Source organism: Paraburkholderia antibiotica (assembly GCF_012927125.1).
Lineage (GTDB): Bacteria > Pseudomonadota > Gammaproteobacteria > Burkholderiales > Burkholderiaceae > Paraburkholderia > Paraburkholderia antibiotica.
In genome coordinates this window covers 111,454-128,776 of sequence record NZ_JABBFZ010000004.1, presented here as the reverse complement: position 1 = coordinate 128,776, position 17,323 = coordinate 111,454, and the positions used below count along the sequence as shown (strand labels likewise).

Here is a 17,323-nt window from a genome sequence, read left to right as displayed (position 1 = left end):
CGTTTTAAGTGCGCGAGACGCGCGCCGTCTGGGCAGCCACGCTATGTCCATGCGGCTTGCGCCTCGCCGGTTTCCCGTACGGCCGAGCCGTACGGGCGGCACACGATAGACATCCTCAGCGCATCATGACGACTTGCGCACGCGCAGATACCAGTCACACAGCAAGCGTACCTGCTTCGGCGTGTAGCCCTTCGCCACCATGCGATTGACGAAGTCTTCGTGCTTGCGCTGTTCTTCGGCCGAGCCCTTCGCGTTGAACGAGATCACCGGCAGCAACTCTTCCGTGTTCGAGAACATCTTCTTTTCGATCACGACGCGCAGCTTCTCGTAGCTGATCCACGCGGGGTTCTTGCCCGCATTCGCAGCCCGCGCCCGCAGCACGAAGTTCACGATCTCGTTGCGGAAGTCCTTCGGGTTGCTGATGCCCGCGGGCTTCTCGATCTTCTCCAGCTCGGCGTTCAGCGCCGCGCGGTCGAAGCTCTCGCCGGTGTCGTGGTCGCGGAACTCCTGGTCCTGAATCCAGAAGTCCGCATACGTGACATAGCGATCGAAGATGTTCTGACCGTATTCCGAGTACGACTCCAGATACGCGGTCTGAATCTCCTTGCCGATGAACTCCGCATAGCGCGAGGCCAGCACGTCCTTGATGAAGGACAGGTACTTCTGCTCGGTTTCCGGCGGGAACTGCTCGCGCTCGATCTGCTGTTCGAGCACGTACATCAGGTGCACCGGATTGGCCGCGACCTCGGTCGAGTCGAAGTTGAACACGCGCGACAGGATCTTGAACGCGAAGCGGGTCGACACGCCAGTCATCCCTTCGTCGACGCCCGCGAAGTCGCGGTACTCCTGATACGACTTCGCCTTCGGATCGGTGTCCTTCAGATTCTCGCCGTCATACACCTGCATCTTCGAGAACAGGCTCGAATTCTCCGGCTCCTGCAGGCGCGTGAGCACGGACATCTGCGCCATCATCTTCAGCGTGCCCGGCGCGCACACCGCATTGGCGAGCGACGAGTTGCGCAGCAGTTTCTCGTAGATCTTGATCTCTTCGCCGTAGCGCAGGCAGTACGGCACCTTCACGACGAAGATCCGGTCGAGCAGCGCCTCGTTGTTGCGGTTATTGCGGAACGCCTTCCACTCCGACTCGTTCGAGTGCGCGAGGATCACGCCGTCGAACGGAATCGCGCCGAAGCCTTCCGTACCCTTGAAGTTGCCTTCCTGGGTCGCGGTGAGCAGCGGGTGCAGCACCTTGATCGGCGCCTTGAACATTTCGACGAATTCGAGCAGGCCCTGATTGGCGAGGCACAGGCCGCCCGAGTAGCTGTACGCGTCGGCGTCGTCCTGCGCGTACTGTTCGAGCTTGCGGATGTCGACCTTGCCGACGAGCGACGAAATGTCCTGATTGTTCTCATCGCCCGGTTCGGTCTTCGCGATGCCGATCTGGCGAAGAATCGACGGATAGCGGCGTACCACCTTGAACTTGCGGATGTCGCCGTTGTATTCATGCAGGCGCTTGACCGCCCACGGACTCAGGATACTTTTCAGGTAGCGGCGCGGAATGCCGTATTGCTCTTCGAGAATCGGGCCGTCTTCCTCGTAGTCGAACAGCCCGAGCGGCGATTCGTTGACGGGCGAGCCCTTGATCGCGTAGAACGGCACGCGTTCCATCAGTTGCTTCAGACGTTCCGCGATCGACGACTTGCCGCCGCCGACCGGACCTAACAGATACAGGATCTGCTTCTTTTCTTCGAGCCCCTGGGCCGAGTGCCGGAAGTAGGCGACCACCTGCTCGATCACCTCTTCCATTCCGTAGAACTCACGGAATGCGGGGTATACCTTGATGACCTTGTTCGCGAAGATACGCGACATGCGCGGATCGTTGCGAGTGTCGATCTGTTCAGGTTCTCCGATTGCCGTCAACATGCGTTCGCCAGCAGTGGCGTACGCGGCGGGATTTTCTTTGCAGAGCGCGAGATACTCCTCGAGCGAGAGTTCGTCTTCTCGCGTTTTCTCGAAGCGGGTCGCGAAACTGCTGTAGATATCCATGCTACCTCCTCGCCGAAGTCTGGAGCGATGTCGTGCGCGGCGCGCTATTCGGAAACGACATCGCTCGAATTCATCCTAAACCCTTTTAAATTTTTTTTCACGGACTACGTTGCGAAAATCGCGCCGAACCCGCCTCCCTACATTCCTCACTTGGAAACGAAGATTCGACCACCTACAATTTTTCACTCACGTCGCAACAAATCGCTGCGTTCACTGCCTCTGCCACACCTGCCTGCTCATCTGCCGCGCTGCTGCTTTCTTCGGCAACGCATCGCTATTCAGTGCTCCTGCACGAGTTCCCGATACCACCGCATCGGACCCATCGCATGCCGCTGCATGCCTCGCTTGCATGCTTCGCGCCATCGCCGCATGTCGCGGCTCGAGGTGTCGCGTCGCGTTGCTATTGCACGTGCCGTTCCAGCACCCTCTCTCCGCGTCCGGCGAGCGGCTGTCTGCGCTCGCACACTTCGTCGCTAAAAGCCCGTACGTGACGACGTTTTCTCGCGCAGCCACTTTTTCATCCACAACGCGCGGCATGTCGATCCGGTCTACACGCGTGCGCCGTTGTTACATGTTCGATGTTCGTCCGCGCACGTTGAACGGCACCCTGTGTCGTAACCGCGTCAGGCGATTCGTCCACGCGCGACGCAGTTTGGTTCCGCATCGTTTGCACGGAGATGTGTGTCGATCATTCCGATCGTTGCGCTCGCGCTTGCATGCGGGGATCCCTATAACTGGATCACGGCAACGATTCGTCGGGCTTCCATAGGTGTATACGGAAACATAAGCGGCCATTGCAATAAAAGTCTTCAAAGTAGAGTTAACGATTCGACCGCCTGCGTCATTTCGTTGCGACCCAAAAATAAAAACGGCCGCCGTGGGCAGCCGTTTGAGCGATGCGTCGTAATCTCCGGTTACAAGCGGCGCGACGCCGCTCAGGTCAGTTCGATTTCCACTTCGCCGAGTCCGTCGATATGGCCGCGCACGATGCCCAGCTCGCCGATCTTGTGAGCGCCAACGTAAGAGCCGGTGGTGATCGTCCAGTCACGCTCGATCGTGATACCCATGGCCGCGCAATGGTTGACGAACCACACCAGCAGCTCGCGCGGATCGCCCGCCGGATTGCCGGTCGCCTCGGGCAGCAGCGAATGGCCGTTGACACTGAGCTCCAGTTCCGGCGACACGAAATCGAAACCGCGCGCGAGGCTCGCATAGACCGCCGGATGGCCGGTAATCAGCGCGCCGTTGTTCTGCGCGTCGGCCAGTTGCGCGAGCGGCGCGACGTTCGGCCATTCGCTGAAGCGGCTATCGACGATTTCGATCGCGGGCAGCACGACGCCGACTTTCGACAACACCTCGTCGCGCGCATACGCCTGGCCGCGCGGCTCGATCGTCTCGTCGAAACGGAACGCGATCTCGAGTTCGACCAGCACGCGGAAAAAGCCCTCGTGTGCAAGCCGCGCGGGCGACGGCGTCACCAGCGAGGCCGGAATCGGCGCGCCCGACGCGGCGCCGCCCGGCGACTTCGCGCCGATCTTCCATGCGCCGGTCGACTCGCCGAGCCCCGCGATGACCGCCTGCTGGATCGCATAGGCGGTCGCCGCATCGGGCGGCAGGCTGTCGGGTGCGGGCGCATCGACCGGCCGATGCTGCCGGCGTGCCTCGACGAGGCGTTGCGCAAGATCGTATCGCGTCATGTCGGTCCTTTCTGGCTGGCGCATAAACGGTGGGCAAAGACATCACCCTATGGACGTCACACTATGTGGAAGACCACGCGGCGCGGCGCGCACGGCGATGCGCGTCGATCCGGATCGTGATCGTGCCCGTCAATGTACCGGATCGCGGCGCGCGCCGGGGCCTACGCGCACAGCGCAAACGTTAATTCATGCGCGAACGATAAAAAAAGACCGCGGATGCGGACGCATGCGCGGTCTTTGCAGCCTGATCGTCGTCTTCGTGTCACACGGCGCGGCCGCGTGAGCAAAGAAACGTCTCAGGAAAGTCCCCAGCGACAGGCCAACCGGGAACGAATGTTGCGTCGGCTCGCCACGGATCGAATCACACGACCATCCTCACCGGAACCCGCCGACGCCATGTAGAACACGCCCCCTTAGAACGTCTCCCAGTCCTGCTCGCCACCGGCCGTCACAGCGGCCTTCGCAGACGTACGCGCCGGCGCGGCGCCTGCTTGCAGCGCCTGGGCAGCGCTCGTCGCCATGCCGGCAGCGGACGCCTTCAGCGATGCCGATGCCGATACCGACGCCGGCACGCCGCCTTGCGTCGACTTGCACGTACGCATCGCGAGCGAGCTGCTCGCCGCGATACGCTTCGGCTTCGCCAGCGACGCCGCCGCATGGTCGCCATGAGCCGCGCCAGCCCCCGCGCCACGACCGTTTTCATCGACCTGGAACACCGAGACCGCGCTGCGCAGACGACCCGCCTGTTCTTCGAGCGACGACGCCGCGGCCGCCGCTTCCTCGACCAGCGCCGCATTCTGTTGCGTGACCTCGTCCATCTGCGTGACCGCGCGTGCGACCTGGTCGATACCGCCGCTCTGTTCCTCCGACGCCGCCGCGATCTCGCCCATGATGTCGGTCACGCGCTGCACCGCACCGATGATCTCGGTCATCGTGCGGCCCGCTTCGTCGACGAGCGCCGAGCCCGACTGCACGCGCTCGACCGACGTATCGATCAGCTCCTTGATCTCCTTGGCCGCCGCCGACGAGCGTTGCGCCAGACTGCGCACCTCGCCCGCGACCACCGCGAAGCCGCGCCCTTCCTCGCCGGCGCGGGCCGCCTCGACCGCCGCGTTCAGCGCGAGGATGTTGGTCTGGAACGCAATGCCTTCGATGATCGAGATGATGTCGGCGATCTTCGCCGAGCTCTGGTTGATGTCGCCCATCGTGCCGACCACCTGGCCGACCACCGCGCTGCCCTTGTTGGCGATCTCCGATGCGCTGGCCGCGAGCGCGCTCGCCTGGCGCGCGTTGTCGGCGTTCTGACGCACCGTGCCGGTCAGCTGCTCCATGCTCGACGCGGTTTCCTGCAGCGCCGACGCCTGCTCCTCGGTCCGCGACGACAGATCGATATTGCCCGCCGCGATCTGGCGCGTCGCGGTCGCGATCGACTCGCTGCCGCCGCGCACGCTACGCACCGTTTCGGTGAGGCTGCGCTGCATTCTGGCGATCCCTTCGAGCAGTTGCCCCATTTCGTCGCGCGAAGTCACCACCACCGGACGACGCAGATCGCCGGCCGCGATCGCGTCGAAGTGGCCGAGCGCTTCGTCGAGCGGACGCGCGATCGCGCGGCTGAGCGTCAGATACGACAGTGCCGCCGCCAGCACGCCGAGCACCAGCGCGCCGATGCTGACGATGCGAAACATCGCGAAGCTCGCCTGGGCCGAGTCATAGCCCAGTTTGGCCGAATCGAACTGGAACTTGCGCAGCGCCTCATCGGACACGACGAGGTCGTTGAACGCGACCTGCAGACTCTTGGCGTCGTCGATCAGTTTGCTCTGCTCGTTGGCCGTAATCGCCGCCGCGAACCCATCGAGTTGCCGGTGCAGCGCGGAGCGCTTCGCGGCCACGTCCTGCGCGAGCCGGTCTTCCTCGGCGTTGCGCGGCAGGTCCAGATATTTTTTCCACCACATGTCGGCGGTGCCGCGCAGCATGCGCGCGCGCTCGACCGTCGGCGCCGCTTCCGGCGTGCCGACCAGGAAGGCCGCGCGGTCGAGCGCGAGCCGTTCGCGCGCCGCATACATTTCCGCGTTGCCGATGTCGACCGCACTCGGCATCGCATTGGTAAAGGTGTCCTGATACGCGTCGTTCGAGTGGCTCATGCCGAACAGACCGAAAACGCCGATGCCGACCAGCAGCGCCGCGAGGAACGCCATCGTGAGACCAATGCGCGCCTTGATCGTAATGCCTTTATTCAACATGCTTGATCCTGTGTGCTTTGCAAAAAGAGAGGCTGAATACGCAGCCGTCGGCCACGTGATGAGGGTCCGGCGCTTTGGAGCCAGCGCTCTAATTACCGTTTACGGCATCGCAATCGCAGACTTGAAGCATTTAAAAGGTATGAAGAAAGACGTTGAAATCAGTTGAAAGCAAATGCGCCAGGGAAAGGGAGAAATTGGCGTGTGTGGCCAGCGCTGCCGGGGCTTGTCAAAGCGTGGAATGTGCAGTTGGAACTGCGTGAAGAACTGCCGGAGGAGGAACAGTCGGGAATTCGCGCGGCCGGGACGGTGTGGTCTTGCCGTGCCGCATCGACATTGCAGCGCGCCCACGCGATTGGGCCAAACGCGCGCCGGCGCGCGTTGCCGACCTCGTCGCGGCCGATGTGGACTCGTAAACGAAGTGGGACGAACGGCCCAGTTCGACGTCAGTTCGACGCGTCGACTTCCGCGCGAGTCGGGATCGACGGCTGCGCGCCCGCGCGCGTCACCGACAACGCCGCGGCGCGCTGCGCGAAGCGGATCGCCGCCTCCACCTGCGCACCCTGCGCGAGTTGCGCCGCGAAACCGCCGATAAAGGTATCGCCCGCCGCGGTCGTATCGACGGCCTCGACGCGGGGCGCGTCGTAGAGCGTCGCGGCCGCGCCGTCGAGCGCCGCATAAACGCCGCGCGCGCCGAGCGTGATCAGCACGTTGCGCGCGCCGGCGGCCCGCAGCGCGGCGGCAGCTTGCGCGGCATCGCCGGGCGACTCGACCGCGAGACCGGTCAACGCGGCCGCCTCGAGTTCGTTCGGAATCAGATAGTCGATCAGCGGCAGCCAGTCGGGCGGCAGTGGCCCGGTCGCGGGTGCCGGATTGAGGATCACGGTCTTGCCGAGCCGCCGCGCGGCGGCGAGCGCCGCGCGCACCGCTGGCGGCGGCGTTTCGAGCTGGCAAATCACCACGTCGGCGGCGGCGAGCGCCGCTTCGTGACGCGCGATCGCATCGGGCGTCACCTCGCCGTTGCTGCCCGCGACGATCACGATCGTGTTCTGGCTCGCGTCATCGACGACGATCAGCGCGACGCCGCTCGGCTCGCGGCCGGTCTCGAGCGCCGCGCAGTCGATGCCCTCCGCTTCGAGACCCGCGCGCAGTTGCGCGCCGTTCGCATCGGCGCCGACGCAGCCGAGCATCGACACCCGCGCGCCGAGCCGCGCGGCCGCGACCGCCTGGTTGCCGCCCTTGCCGCCCGCGACCTGCGCGAAGCCGTGGCCGGCCAGCGTCTCGCCCGGCTGGGGCAGACGCGGCGAACGCACCACGAGGTCCATGTTCAGACTGCCGACCACCGTCACGCGTGCGCGCGTTTCGTTGCTTGCCACTTGAGTGTCCTCCGTTGCGCGGCCGCCGCGCCATTCTCCGCCGCGCGCACAGCGCGCGTCGCGCTCAAGCCGCCAGATCCCGCCGCGTATCGCCCGCCCACGTCGCGGTCGACTCGCGCACGATCAGCCGTGGCGACACCACGCGCCGGCGCGCGGGCGCTCGCACGGTGTGATTCGACGCAGCCTCGGCGATCCGCTCGATCAGCGTCTGCGCGGCCATGTCACCGAGCGCGCGCACCGACTGGCCGACCGTCGACAGCGACGGGAACGTGAAGCGCCCGAGCTCGATGTCGTCGAAACCGATGATCGAGCAGTCGCGCGGCACGCTGATGTTGCGCTCCGCCGCCGCGCGCAAGGCGCCGATACCCATCATGTCGTTGCCCGCGAAAATCGCCGTCGGCTTGACCGTATCGAACAGCTGCGCGGCCGCGCGATGGCCGCCGGTGCCGGAAAAATCGCTTTCGACGATCGCATCGGCTGGAATCTCGATGCCGCGCTCGGCCATCGCGCGGATAAAGCCGTGCACGCGCATCGCGCTGACCGCGGTCTGCACCGGACCGGTGATGCAACCGATACGCACATGCCCGAGTTCGAGCAGATGACGCGTCGCCAGATACGCGCCCTTCTCGTGATCGATCTGCACGAGGTCCGCGCTGAGCCCCTCGATATTGCGGTCCACCACGACGAGCGGCTCGCGCGCGTCGGCGAGCGTCTGCGCGAGCACCGCGTCGTCGCCGGCGGACGCGACGATCAGCCCGTCGACGCGTTTTTCCTGCAGCACGCGCAGATAGTTGCGCTGCTTGGCGGGGTCGTCGTCGGAGTTGCAGAAGAACACGCAGTAGCCGTTGCGCGCACAACCGTCCTCGATGCCGCGCGCGAGTTCCGCGAAATACGGATTCGTGCTGTTGGGCACCACCAGTCCGATCGTCGCGGTCGAGCGCGCCTTCAGCGAACGCGCGACCGCCGACGGCACGTAGTGCAGTTGACGGATCGCGTGCTCGACTTTCGCGCGCACATCGGCCGACACCGGTCGCGAGTTGTTCACCACGTGCGATACCGTGGTGAACGACACGCCCGCCACGGCCGCCACATCCTTGATCGTCGCCATAACCTGTTGCTCTCCTGTCGATCATGTCTTCAGCGAAGACAGACCGGGCTGATTCATTTCATCCATCGTTGCGCGTGATGCACGCCGCTTTGCGTCACTTTGCGCGTCGCCGTGCACGCCGCTTTACGCGTCACTGCGCGCGTCTTCCATCCCGCCATCGATCCCGCCGCGCGCCCTCAAGCCCGCTTGCGCCGGCTGCGATACGTATCCAGCACCACCGCCACCACGATCACCGCGCCGGTGATCATGCGTTTGGTCGGCTCGTTCGCGCCGATCTGCGCGAGCCCCGCGGCCAGCACCGAAATGATCAGCACGCCGAAAAACGTGCTGATCACCGAGCCGCGCCCGCCCATCAGACTCGTGCCGCCGATCACGACCGCCGCGATCACCTGCAGCTCCATGCCGACACCCGCGTTCGGGTCGGCCGCTTCGAGCCGTGAAATCTGGAACAGCGCCGCCAGTCCCGCCAGCGCGCCCATCAGCGCGAACACGATCACCTTGTACGGCCGCGGATTGACGCCCGCGAGCCGCACCGCTTCCTCGTTCGTGCCGATCCCGACGAGATAGCGCCCGAACACCGTGCGCGTCAGCACCAGCTGCGCGATCACCATCACCGCGACCGCGATCAGGAACGCCGGCGAGATGCCGAGCGCGATCGGGTTCGACAGAAAATCGAACGCATCGCCGATATACGCGGTGCGCGAGTTGGTCATCTGGTACGCCATGCCGCGCGCCGCTTCCAGCACGCCGAGCGACACGATGAACGACGGAATCCGCCAGCCCACCGTCACCGCGCCTGTCACCGTGCCGGTCAGCGCCGCGACCGCGACGCCGGCCAGCGCCGACGGCAACGGCGACCAGCCCCACTTCAGCGCGGCCACGCTGACCACCGACGCCCCCAGCGCCAGCACCGAGCCGACCGACAGATCGATCCCGGCGATGATCAGCACGAAGGTCATGCCCACCGACATCACGACCAGATCGGGGATCTGGTTGGCGATCGTGCTGAACGTGTCGTAGGTCAGAAAGTGCGAACTCAGCAGCGAGAACAGCACGATCATCGCGAGCAGCGCGCCGGCGAGCCCCAGATAGTTCGACAGGCCGAACCGTGTGCCGGCCGGCTTGCCGCTCGCGAGCGGCGCCGACGGATCGGCGGGCGGCGTCGCGCCTGGCGCGTCCGACACGCCGGTCTGGCTGCCGCCCTGCTTCGAACCCGCTTTCGGACCCGTTTCGCGCCACGATTGATCGGTCATGACAGACTCCCTGCTTCGTTGGTGCCGTGGGTATGCAGCATTGCGTCGCGGCCGCGGTAGCCGGCAAACGCGGCCGCGAGCAGCGCGTCCTGGCTCCAGTTACCGCGCTCGAACACGCCCGTCATGCGGCCCGCCGACATCACGCCGATGCGGTCGCAGATCAGCATCAGCTCGCGCAGATCGCTCGACACCACCACGAGCGCGCGGCCGTCGCGCGCGAGCGCACCCATCAGCCCATAAATATCGAACTTCGCGCCGACGTCGATGCCGCGCGTCGGTTCGTCGAACAACAGCACCCGGCAATCGCGCGCGAGCCAGCGGCCGATCACGACCTTCTGCTGGTTGCCGCCCGACAGCTCGCCGACGATCTGCGCCGGCCCCGAGCTACGAATCCGCATCGCGTCGATCTGCTTCTTCGCCAGCGCGTTTTCGCGCCGCGCGTCGACGATCCCATGCCGCGCGACGCTGCCGAGATTACCGAGCGACACGTTGGCCGCGACCGGCTGCGGCAACAGCAGACCTTCGCCCTTGCGGTCCTCGGTGATCAGCGCGATGCCCGCGCGCACCGCGTCGGCCGGCGACGCGATGCGCACCGGCGTGGGCGTCGCGCCCGGCGTCGCGGCGAGCGACACGCTGCCGCCGTCCTTCGGGTCGGCGCCATAAATGAGCCGCATCAGCTCGGTGCGGCCCGCGCCGATCAGACCGCTCACGCCGAAAATCTCGCCCGCGCGCACCTCGAACGACACCTCGCGCACGACCTTGCCGCGCGTGAGCCGCTCGACCTTCAGCAACGGCGCGCCGATGTTGCGCACGCCCAGATCGATGTGCTCGCCGAGCTCGCGCCCGACCATCCATGTGACGATCTGCTCGCTCGTCAGGTTCGCCATCGCGTCGATGTGCACGAGGCGGCCGTCGCGCAGCACCGCGATCCGTTCGGCCACCCGCGCCAGTTCTTCGAGCCGGTGCGAGATGTAGACCAGCGCGACGCCGCGCGCCTTCAGCCGCGCGATCTGCTCGAACAGCAGATCGACTTCACGCGCGGTCAGCATGGCGGTCGGCTCGTCGAGGATCAGCACGCGGCAGTCGTCGATCAGATTGCGGGCGATCTCGACCATCTGCTGATGCCCGATGCCAAGCTCGCCGACCAGCGTGTCCGGATCGATCGCGTCGAGGCCGACCTGCGCCATCGCCTCGCGCGCGTTCTCGCGCAGCCGGCGTCGGTCGATCCAGCCGAAGCCGAACGCGCCCGCGCGCGGCAGGCGGTTCAGGAACAGGTTTTCGGCGACCGACAGCGTCGGCAGCAGATTGAGCTCCTGCATCACCATGCGTACGCCGAGCGCTTCCGCTTCGGTGCGGCTCACGGGCGCATACGGCGCGTCGGCGAGACGCATCGTGCCGGCGCTCGGCTCGACCAGCCCGCCGATGATTTTCGACAGCGTGCTCTTGCCCGCGCCGTTCTCGCCGGTCAACGCCAGCACCTCGCCCGCGCGCAGCGACAGCGACACGTCGGCGAGCACCGGTTCGGCATAGGTCTTGCCGATGCCGCTGACGCTCAGTACGACAGGTGAGGCGTGTTGGTCGGTTGAATCCATCGCGCTCCTGGTTGCGTGGCGCTGCCTGACGCTTACGTGGCGGCTTGCGTTGTGGCTTGCGTAGTGCCCGCGTTGCGCTTATGCAGTGCGTACCGTGCGTGCCGCGCGACACATCGCGACCGGCCGCCACGCGTGATGCCGGCCCGCGATGCGCAACGCACTGAAGTGCGGCGCCGCGCTTCGTTCGCTGCTCACCTCGCCATCGAACCGCCATCGAACCGCCGTCATGACGCTTATCTCTGGCATTAACGGCGGCACGGCGAGTTTCTTGAGCGTTTGTTGAATAAATGCGATTCGGGTTTTGATTTGGTGCAAACGGCACGCGTGGCCACGACTCGGATGCTGCCGCCCATGCGTCTGCGCCCCTCGCCCCGTGGCCCGCTACCGCCCGACTCGCGCTGCGAGCCGGGTCTCCGAGGCACGGGCTTTGCGCTTACTTCAGCGTCGCTTTCGTCACCAGATCGACCGGCGTTTCGACCACGCCCGACAACTGCGACTGTTTCTTGTTTTCGCTCAGCGCCTTCAACGCGGTGTCGATGCCGAACACCGCCTGCTTTGCCGCGTATTGATCGGCGGTGGCGAGGACGCGGCCGTCCTTGAGCATCGGATGGATCGCGTTGATGTTGTCGTAGCCGACCACCAGTACCTTGCCCTGCTTGCCGGCCGCGCGCACCGCCGAGACCGCGCCGATCGCCATGTTGTCGTTGCCGGCGAGCAGCGCCTTCAGGTTCGGGTACTCGTTGAGCATCGCCGATGCAACCGCGTTGCCCTTGTCGATTTCCCACTCGCCCGATTGCACCGACACGACCTTCGCGCCGACCGTCTGCATCGCCGCCTTGAAGCCTGCGGTGCGCTGCTGTGCGTTGGTGGTGGTCGACACGCCTTCGATGATGCCGACCTCGTCGCCGGACTTCAGCCGCTTCGCGAGGTAGTCGCCGACCTTCTGCGCGCCCTTCGCGTTGTCCGGGCCGACGAACGGCACGTTCAGATCCTTCGACTTCAGCACGTCCTGGTCGAGCCGGTTATCGATGTTGACGACGATGATGCCGGCGTCCACCGCTTTCTTCACGACTGGCACGAGCGCCTTCGAATCGGCCGGCGCGATGACGATCGCGTCGACCTTCGAGACGATCATCTGCTCGACGATGCGGATCTGGTTGGCGGTGTCGGTTTCGTCCTTGATGCCGTTCGTGATCAGGTCGAACTGGCCGGGATTGTGTTTCTGGTAGTCCTTCGCGCCGTTCTCCATGGTCAGGAAGAACTCGTTCGCGAGCGACTTCATCACGAGCGCGACCTTGGGCTTATGAGCCGGCGCGTTTTGCGCGTAGGCGGCGGAAAACGGTAGTGCGACGGAGGCGGTGGCGAGAACTGCGGCGGCAACGATTTGACGACGGGTCCAAAGGCTCATGCGTATCTCCAAGGTAGTCGGGCTCGCGGGCGAGCCGTATTTTTTGTGACGCGCAAACGTTTGCGAGGCCTATTCTCAGCGCAAGCCTTTCGAAATGTCAACGATTCGCAGTGCTGCAACGCACCGGCGCGCAATTTATGCGGCGGTGCAATGCGCTCGATCGACTCGGGCCGTCGTGCCGCGTGGGCGCGACGGCGGGCAGCGTGTGGCAAGGGTCCCTCGCTCGGTCCGCAAGACGATGTCGGCCGCCCGTTGCGAACGAGCTCGACGCGAACTGCGCGCGCGGCCCGTGAGGGCGACGCGCGGCGGCGCGAACGGCGCAACGGGCGGGCCGTTCATGCTGGCCCTTTATCGCGCGCGCTGCAAGTAAAACCGTGAGGGAATCGAAAGGCGCGTGGGACGCGTGGGACGCGTGGGACGCGTGGGACGCGTGGGACGCGTGGGACGCGTGGGACGCGTGGGACGCGTGGGACGCGTGGGACGCGTGGGACGCGTGGGACGCGTGGGACGCGTGGGCACAGGCGCACGCGGACTACGCCGCGCCGAACACCGCCCGACTCGCGCCAACCTACAACCAGCCGGCCTTGCGAAAACGCCGGAACAGTATGAAGTCGATCGCCAGCATCACCACCAGCACGACCGGATAGCCGTACTTGAAATGCAGCTCGGGAATGCGCTCGAAGTTCATCCCGTAGATACCCGCGATCATCGTCGGCACCGCGAAGAGCGCGGCGAACGAGCCGAGCCGCTTGGTGATCTCGCTCTCGGCGAGCGAGATCATGCCGAGGTTCACCTGCACCGCGGTCACGACGATTTCGCGCCGTCCTTCGATGGTTCGCACGATCCGGTCGAGATGGTCGTAGACGTCGCGGAAGTACGCCTGCATCCCCGCGCAGACACTCGGAATGCGCCCGCCCGTCAGTTTGCTGACCGCCTCCTGCAGCGGCACGATATGGTGCTGCAGGATCACGAGGCGGCGCTTCATCGAATACAGGTCCTGCACGATTTCGCGCGAGGCCGCCGAATCGTTCTTCTCGAAGATGCGGTCTTCGAGCGCCTCGAGCTCGGTGCTGACCGCTTCGAGGACCGGGAAGTAACGGTCGACCACATCGTCGATCAGCGCGTACAGCACGAACGCCGAACCCTCCTTCAGCAGATGCGGCTCGCGCTCGCAACGCGCGCGCACGCTCTGAAAACCGGTGCGCGTGCCGCGCCGCACCGACAGCACATAGTTGCCGCCGACGAACACGTCGACCTCGCCGATCAGCAGCTCGCCGTCGTCGTCCATTTCGACCGTGTGCATCACGGTGAACAGCGAATCACCGTATTCCTCGATCTTCGGACGCTGATGGCCGTGCTGCGCATCCTCGATCGCCAGTTCGTGCAGATTGAACTCGTCCTTCATGATCGCGAGCTCTTCGGGGCTCGGATCCTTCAGCGCGACCCAGACGAAACACTCGGGGCGGGAGACGTAGTCGCTGATGTTTTCGATGTTGATGTCGGCGAGCTTCCGGCCGTCCTGGTAGGCGGCGCAATTGATCAGCATGTTCGAATTACCTTGCAAACGGAACAGACCGGTCTGCGCTCGAACGCAAGCATGTCGAAGGCATTACGTAAGCTGAACGACGGTCTGCATATGAACGGATAAGCGCGCATGGCGTCAGGCGTCATGTTAAGGCGTCGCGGGAAAACGGCGGGTTTCCAATTGTTAATCATTGATCGCCCGTCGACGGCCCGCTATTGCGCGACCCGGCGCAGACCGATGCGGTGATCGTCGTTGAAGCTAACCGACGCGCGGTTGGTATAGCGCGGATCGGCCGTCACGATGAAGTTCAGCTCGACCACCGGATCGAACTGCGTCGACACGCCGAGCCGATGCGTGCCTGGCGGCAGATAGAACGTCACGTGCTCGCCGTTCATCAGGTCGGTCACGCGCTCGCCGTCGACGTAGACGAGCGCGTTGCGAAACCGCACGACCACGTCGCGCGAGCGCTCGCGCCGCAGATCGACCGCGACGAGCCCGGGGCCCGGCTGCGTATAGCCCTGTCTGACGATGCGCTCGGCCGGCACCGGCTTGAACGGCACCGGCTCGGCCGGCTCCGATGCGCAGCCGGCAAGCGCCAGCGCGACCGCGACGGTGAGGACGGCGCAGGCGGCCACGCCGGCACGTGGGCGCCGCACGAACCGGGACACGAATCCGGAACCCGGTGCGGCTCGGCCGCGGCAAGACAGGCGCTTCGGCATGCTGGTCTCCCCTGTTATCGATCGTGGCCCGGCCTGCTATCGACGCGCTGCGCGAGCTGCCGCGCAACGTCGCTTGGCAGTGGTTGTGGCCGCGGCGCATTCGTTCGCATGACTGTCCGCATCATAGCAACGCACACGCATTCCGCCAGTACGACCCGGCCGATCCTCGCGGACGTTCGCCGCCGTCCCTCTTGCGCACCGCGGCATTCTTCTTCATGATCGCTGCAAAGGCGGCTGCGTCGGCAGCGCGCTTCTATCCGTCGGCATGCCTGTCGATCCGCGTCGCCGGACGCACGATCAAGGAGACTACGATGTGGTATTTCACCTGGGTTCTCGGCGTAGGTGTGGCTTTGGGCTTCGGCATCATCAACGTGATGTGGCTCGAGACCAATGGCAAGTTCGCCCGCGACCCGCAACACCCGGATGCGCCGCTCCCTGAGGACCGGCCTTCGTGACTTTGCTGGTGTTTTTTTGCGGTCATGCGGGCACCGGCAAGACCACGCTCGCGAAACGGCTGATCGGTCCATTGATGCAGGCAAGCGGCAGCCCGTTCTGCCTGCTCGACAAGGACACGCTCTACGGCGGCTACAGCGCCGCCGCGATGGACATGCTGAGCGGCGATCCGCACGACCGCGACAGCCCGCTATTCCTGCAGCATCTGCGCGACCCCGAGTATCGAGGCCTCATCGATACCGCGCGCGACAATCTCGAACTCGGTATCAGCGCGCTGGTGGTCGCGCCGCTGTCGCGCGAAGTGCGCGAGCGGCGGTTGTTCGATCGTGCATGGCTGGGTGTCGCGCCGCAGGTCGAACTGCGTGTCGTGTGGGTCCAGACGTCGGAGGAGACGGCGCGGCAACGCATTGTCGCGCGCGCCGATCCGAACGATGCGTACAAGCTCGCGCACTGGGACGAATACCGGCAACGCCGCTTCGAACCGGCCGGCGCCGCGGCCGTCGATCTGCTGAAGTTCGACAACACCGCGCCGACCGCTGCGGACGATGACGCGCTGGTGGCGCGGATCGTCGCTTAGGGGTACGTGATTCGCCGTGAGGGGCGCTCTGAAGGCTCGCGGTTTGGAGCTGAGGTTTCGCGGCGCTGTTTCGAATTTTCAGGCTGATACCGCGTGCTGCACCGTAGCTTCAGCGCCGCGCAAAACTCCCCACCTCGCAGCGAACAAAAAAATGCCCCGCAAAGCGGGGCATTTCCACAATGTCGACAACCAGGCGGCGACCGAGCCGCCACGGCATCACACGCTTCAAACCGTCGCCAGCGCCTCCAGCGACTGCCCTTCATACAGCTTGCCGAAGCGGTTGCCGAGAAACTCCGTCAGCGACACCTGCTCCTGACGCACGAAACCTCGTTGCGGCAGCTTGCGCTCGCGGAACAGATCGAGCACCGCGCACATCGCGCCGGCGGTGGTGATCTGGATCGCGCTCATCGGCACGCCGCAGACGGTCTTCGCGAAGATCTTGCGGGTGAACACTTCCTGCACCAGTTGCCCGTCGCGCATGCCGCTCACCGTGATGAACACCAGCACGACGTCCTGCGCGGTCGACGGCACCGAGCGGCGCATGATCGTCTTCAGCGTGTCGCGGTCGCTCGACAGACGCAGGTCTTCGAGCAGGAACTGCATCAGGTTGCGATGGCCCGGATAGCGCACCGACTTGTAGTCGAGCGATTCGACTCGACCCGACAGCGTTTCGCACAGCGTGCCGAGGCCGCCGGAGGTGTTGAACGCCTCGTATTCGGTGCCGTCGAGCGAGAAATGTTCGAGGCCTTCGAGCGGCTGCACCCACTGCGTGCGGCTGTCGCGAATCGCTTCGCAGGGCTGACAATATTCGTTGATCAGACCGTCGACGCTCCACGTCAGGTTGTACTTCAGCGCGTTGGTCGGGAATTCGGGCAGCGCGCCGACGCGCATCTTCACGTCGCGGATTTCGCTGAAGCGGTTCGCGAGTTCGTGCGCGGCTATGCCGATGAAGCCCGGCGCGAGACCGCACTGCGGCATGAACGCGTGCTCGGCGTCCTCGGCGATCGCGCGAATCGCGTGGGTCGCGCGCACGTCCTCGGTCAGATCGAAATAATGCACGCCCGCGCCCTTCGCCGCCGACGCGACGTTCACCGCGAGGTAATACGGCAGCGCGTTGATCAGCACGTCGAAGCCCTCGATCGCGGTACGCAGCACGGCGGCATCGGCGGAATCGACGCGGCGCGTCGGAATGCCCTGGGCGGCGAGCTTGTCGAGCGCGTGCTGATCGCGGTCGAACGCGACGACTTCGTAGTCACCGGTTTCGCGCAGCATATGGGCAATGGTATGGCCGATCAGGCCTGCGCCAACGATAGCTACCTGCATCTGTTTTCT

The 17,323-nt window shown here is 65.3% G+C and carries 14 protein-coding genes; 3 read left to right on the top strand and 11 right to left on the bottom strand.

The features are described 5' to 3' along the window. Positions 1-123: 123 nt before the first annotated feature. From HHL14_RS09655 to HHL14_RS09620, 8 genes are all read right to left on the bottom strand, one after another. Positions 124-2,046 (bottom strand): PrkA family serine protein kinase, encoded by a 1,923-nt coding sequence (locus HHL14_RS09655; protein WP_169497376.1) that lies wholly within the window; start codon positions 2,044-2,046, stop codon positions 124-126. A 935-nt stretch (positions 2,047-2,981) separates the two neighbouring features. After that, entirely contained in the window at positions 2,982-3,743 is a 762-nt protein-coding gene (locus HHL14_RS09650) for a 2-keto-4-pentenoate hydratase (RefSeq protein ID WP_169497375.1), read from the bottom strand. A gap of 413 nt (positions 3,744-4,156) precedes the next feature. Further along, positions 4,157-5,983, bottom strand: coding sequence for a methyl-accepting chemotaxis protein (locus HHL14_RS09645; RefSeq protein ID WP_169497374.1), 1,827 nt, complete (start codon positions 5,981-5,983; stop codon positions 4,157-4,159). Between the two features lie 443 nt (positions 5,984-6,426). Further along, the gene (gene rbsK, locus HHL14_RS09640; protein WP_169497373.1) at positions 6,427-7,356 is read right to left on the bottom strand and encodes a ribokinase; all 930 of its coding nucleotides are present in this window, start codon (positions 7,354-7,356) and stop codon (positions 6,427-6,429) included. 64 nt (positions 7,357-7,420) lie between these two features. Then, on the bottom strand, positions 7,421-8,464 hold the full coding sequence (locus HHL14_RS09635; RefSeq protein WP_169497372.1) for a LacI family DNA-binding transcriptional regulator: 1,044 nt from the start codon (positions 8,462-8,464) through the stop codon (positions 7,421-7,423). A 176-nt stretch (positions 8,465-8,640) separates the two neighbouring features. Further along, complete coding sequence (locus tag HHL14_RS09630) at positions 8,641-9,717, bottom strand: ABC transporter permease (protein ID WP_169497371.1); 1,077 nt, start codon at positions 9,715-9,717, stop codon at positions 8,641-8,643. Continuing rightward, positions 9,714-11,309, bottom strand: a complete 1,596-nt coding sequence (locus HHL14_RS09625; protein WP_169497370.1) for a sugar ABC transporter ATP-binding protein — start codon at positions 11,307-11,309, stop codon at positions 9,714-9,716. Before HHL14_RS09625 ends, HHL14_RS09630 begins: the two co-directional genes overlap by 4 nt. Positions 11,310-11,742: 433 nt before the next feature. After that, positions 11,743-12,717, bottom strand: a complete 975-nt coding sequence (locus HHL14_RS09620; RefSeq protein WP_169497369.1) for a sugar ABC transporter substrate-binding protein — start codon at positions 12,715-12,717, stop codon at positions 11,743-11,745. 374 nt (positions 12,718-13,091) lie between these two features. Between HHL14_RS09620 and HHL14_RS09615 the strand changes: the two genes are divergently transcribed. Continuing rightward, positions 13,092-13,364 (top strand): hypothetical protein, encoded by a 273-nt coding sequence (locus HHL14_RS09615; protein WP_230412974.1) that lies wholly within the window; start codon positions 13,092-13,094, stop codon positions 13,362-13,364. On the opposite strand, the gene corA is transcribed toward HHL14_RS09615, so the two are convergent. Next, positions 13,286-14,263: a magnesium/cobalt transporter CorA gene (corA, locus tag HHL14_RS09610; protein ID WP_169497368.1), complete on the bottom strand. Its 978-nt coding sequence runs from the start codon at positions 14,261-14,263 to the stop codon at positions 13,286-13,288. The genes HHL14_RS09615 and corA overlap by 79 nt on opposite strands. A gap of 191 nt (positions 14,264-14,454) precedes the next feature. Next, complete coding sequence (locus HHL14_RS09605; protein ID WP_329601637.1) at positions 14,455-14,877, bottom strand: hypothetical protein; 423 nt, start codon at positions 14,875-14,877, stop codon at positions 14,455-14,457. A gap of 395 nt (positions 14,878-15,272) precedes the next feature. Here HHL14_RS09605 and cydX point away from each other — a divergent pair, with 395 nt between their 5' ends. Further along, positions 15,273-15,416 carry a cytochrome bd-I oxidase subunit CydX gene (gene cydX / locus HHL14_RS09600; RefSeq protein WP_169497607.1) on the top strand — a complete coding sequence of 48 codons (144 nt, stop codon included), beginning with the start codon at positions 15,273-15,275 and terminating at the stop codon, positions 15,414-15,416. Continuing rightward, a complete protein-coding gene (locus HHL14_RS09595) occupies positions 15,413-15,991 on the top strand; it encodes an AAA family ATPase (RefSeq protein WP_169497366.1) in 579 nt (192 codons plus the stop codon). Before cydX ends, HHL14_RS09595 begins: the two co-directional genes overlap by 4 nt. A gap of 225 nt (positions 15,992-16,216) precedes the next feature. Here HHL14_RS09595 and HHL14_RS09590 read toward each other — a convergent pair whose 3' ends face one another. After that, on the bottom strand, positions 16,217-17,314 hold the full coding sequence (locus HHL14_RS09590; protein ID WP_169497365.1) for a saccharopine dehydrogenase C-terminal domain-containing protein: 1,098 nt from the start codon (positions 17,312-17,314) through the stop codon (positions 16,217-16,219). Positions 17,315-17,323: the final 9 nt, after the last annotated feature.

What these genes read in the sequence shown, in the direction of transcription:
- HHL14_RS09655 (WP_169497376.1), bottom strand. Translation starts at nt 2,046, where the DNA reads ATGGATATCTACAGCAGTTTCGCGACCCGCTTCGAGAAAACGCGAGAA.
- HHL14_RS09650 (WP_169497375.1), bottom strand. Translation starts at nt 3,743, where the DNA reads ATGACGCGATACGATCTTGCGCAACGCCTCGTCGAGGCACGCCGGCAG.
- HHL14_RS09645 (WP_169497374.1), bottom strand. Translation starts at nt 5,983, where the DNA reads ATGTTGAATAAAGGCATTACGATCAAGGCGCGCATTGGTCTCACGATG.
- HHL14_RS09635 (WP_169497372.1), bottom strand. Translation starts at nt 8,464, where the DNA reads ATGGCGACGATCAAGGATGTGGCGGCCGTGGCGGGCGTGTCGTTCACC.
- HHL14_RS09630 (WP_169497371.1), bottom strand. Translation starts at nt 9,717, where the DNA reads ATGACCGATCAATCGTGGCGCGAAACGGGTCCGAAAGCGGGTTCGAAG.
- HHL14_RS09625 (WP_169497370.1), bottom strand. Translation starts at nt 11,309, where the DNA reads ATGGATTCAACCGACCAACACGCCTCACCTGTCGTACTGAGCGTCAGC.
- HHL14_RS09620 (WP_169497369.1), bottom strand. Translation starts at nt 12,717, where the DNA reads ATGAGCCTTTGGACCCGTCGTCAAATCGTTGCCGCCGCAGTTCTCGCC.
- corA (WP_169497368.1), bottom strand. Translation starts at nt 14,263, where the DNA reads ATGCTGATCAATTGCGCCGCCTACCAGGACGGCCGGAAGCTCGCCGAC.
- cydX (WP_169497607.1), top strand. Translation starts at nt 15,273, where the DNA reads ATGTGGTATTTCACCTGGGTTCTCGGCGTAGGTGTGGCTTTGGGCTTC.
- HHL14_RS09590 (WP_169497365.1), bottom strand. Translation starts at nt 17,314, where the DNA reads ATGCAGGTAGCTATCGTTGGCGCAGGCCTGATCGGCCATACCATTGCC.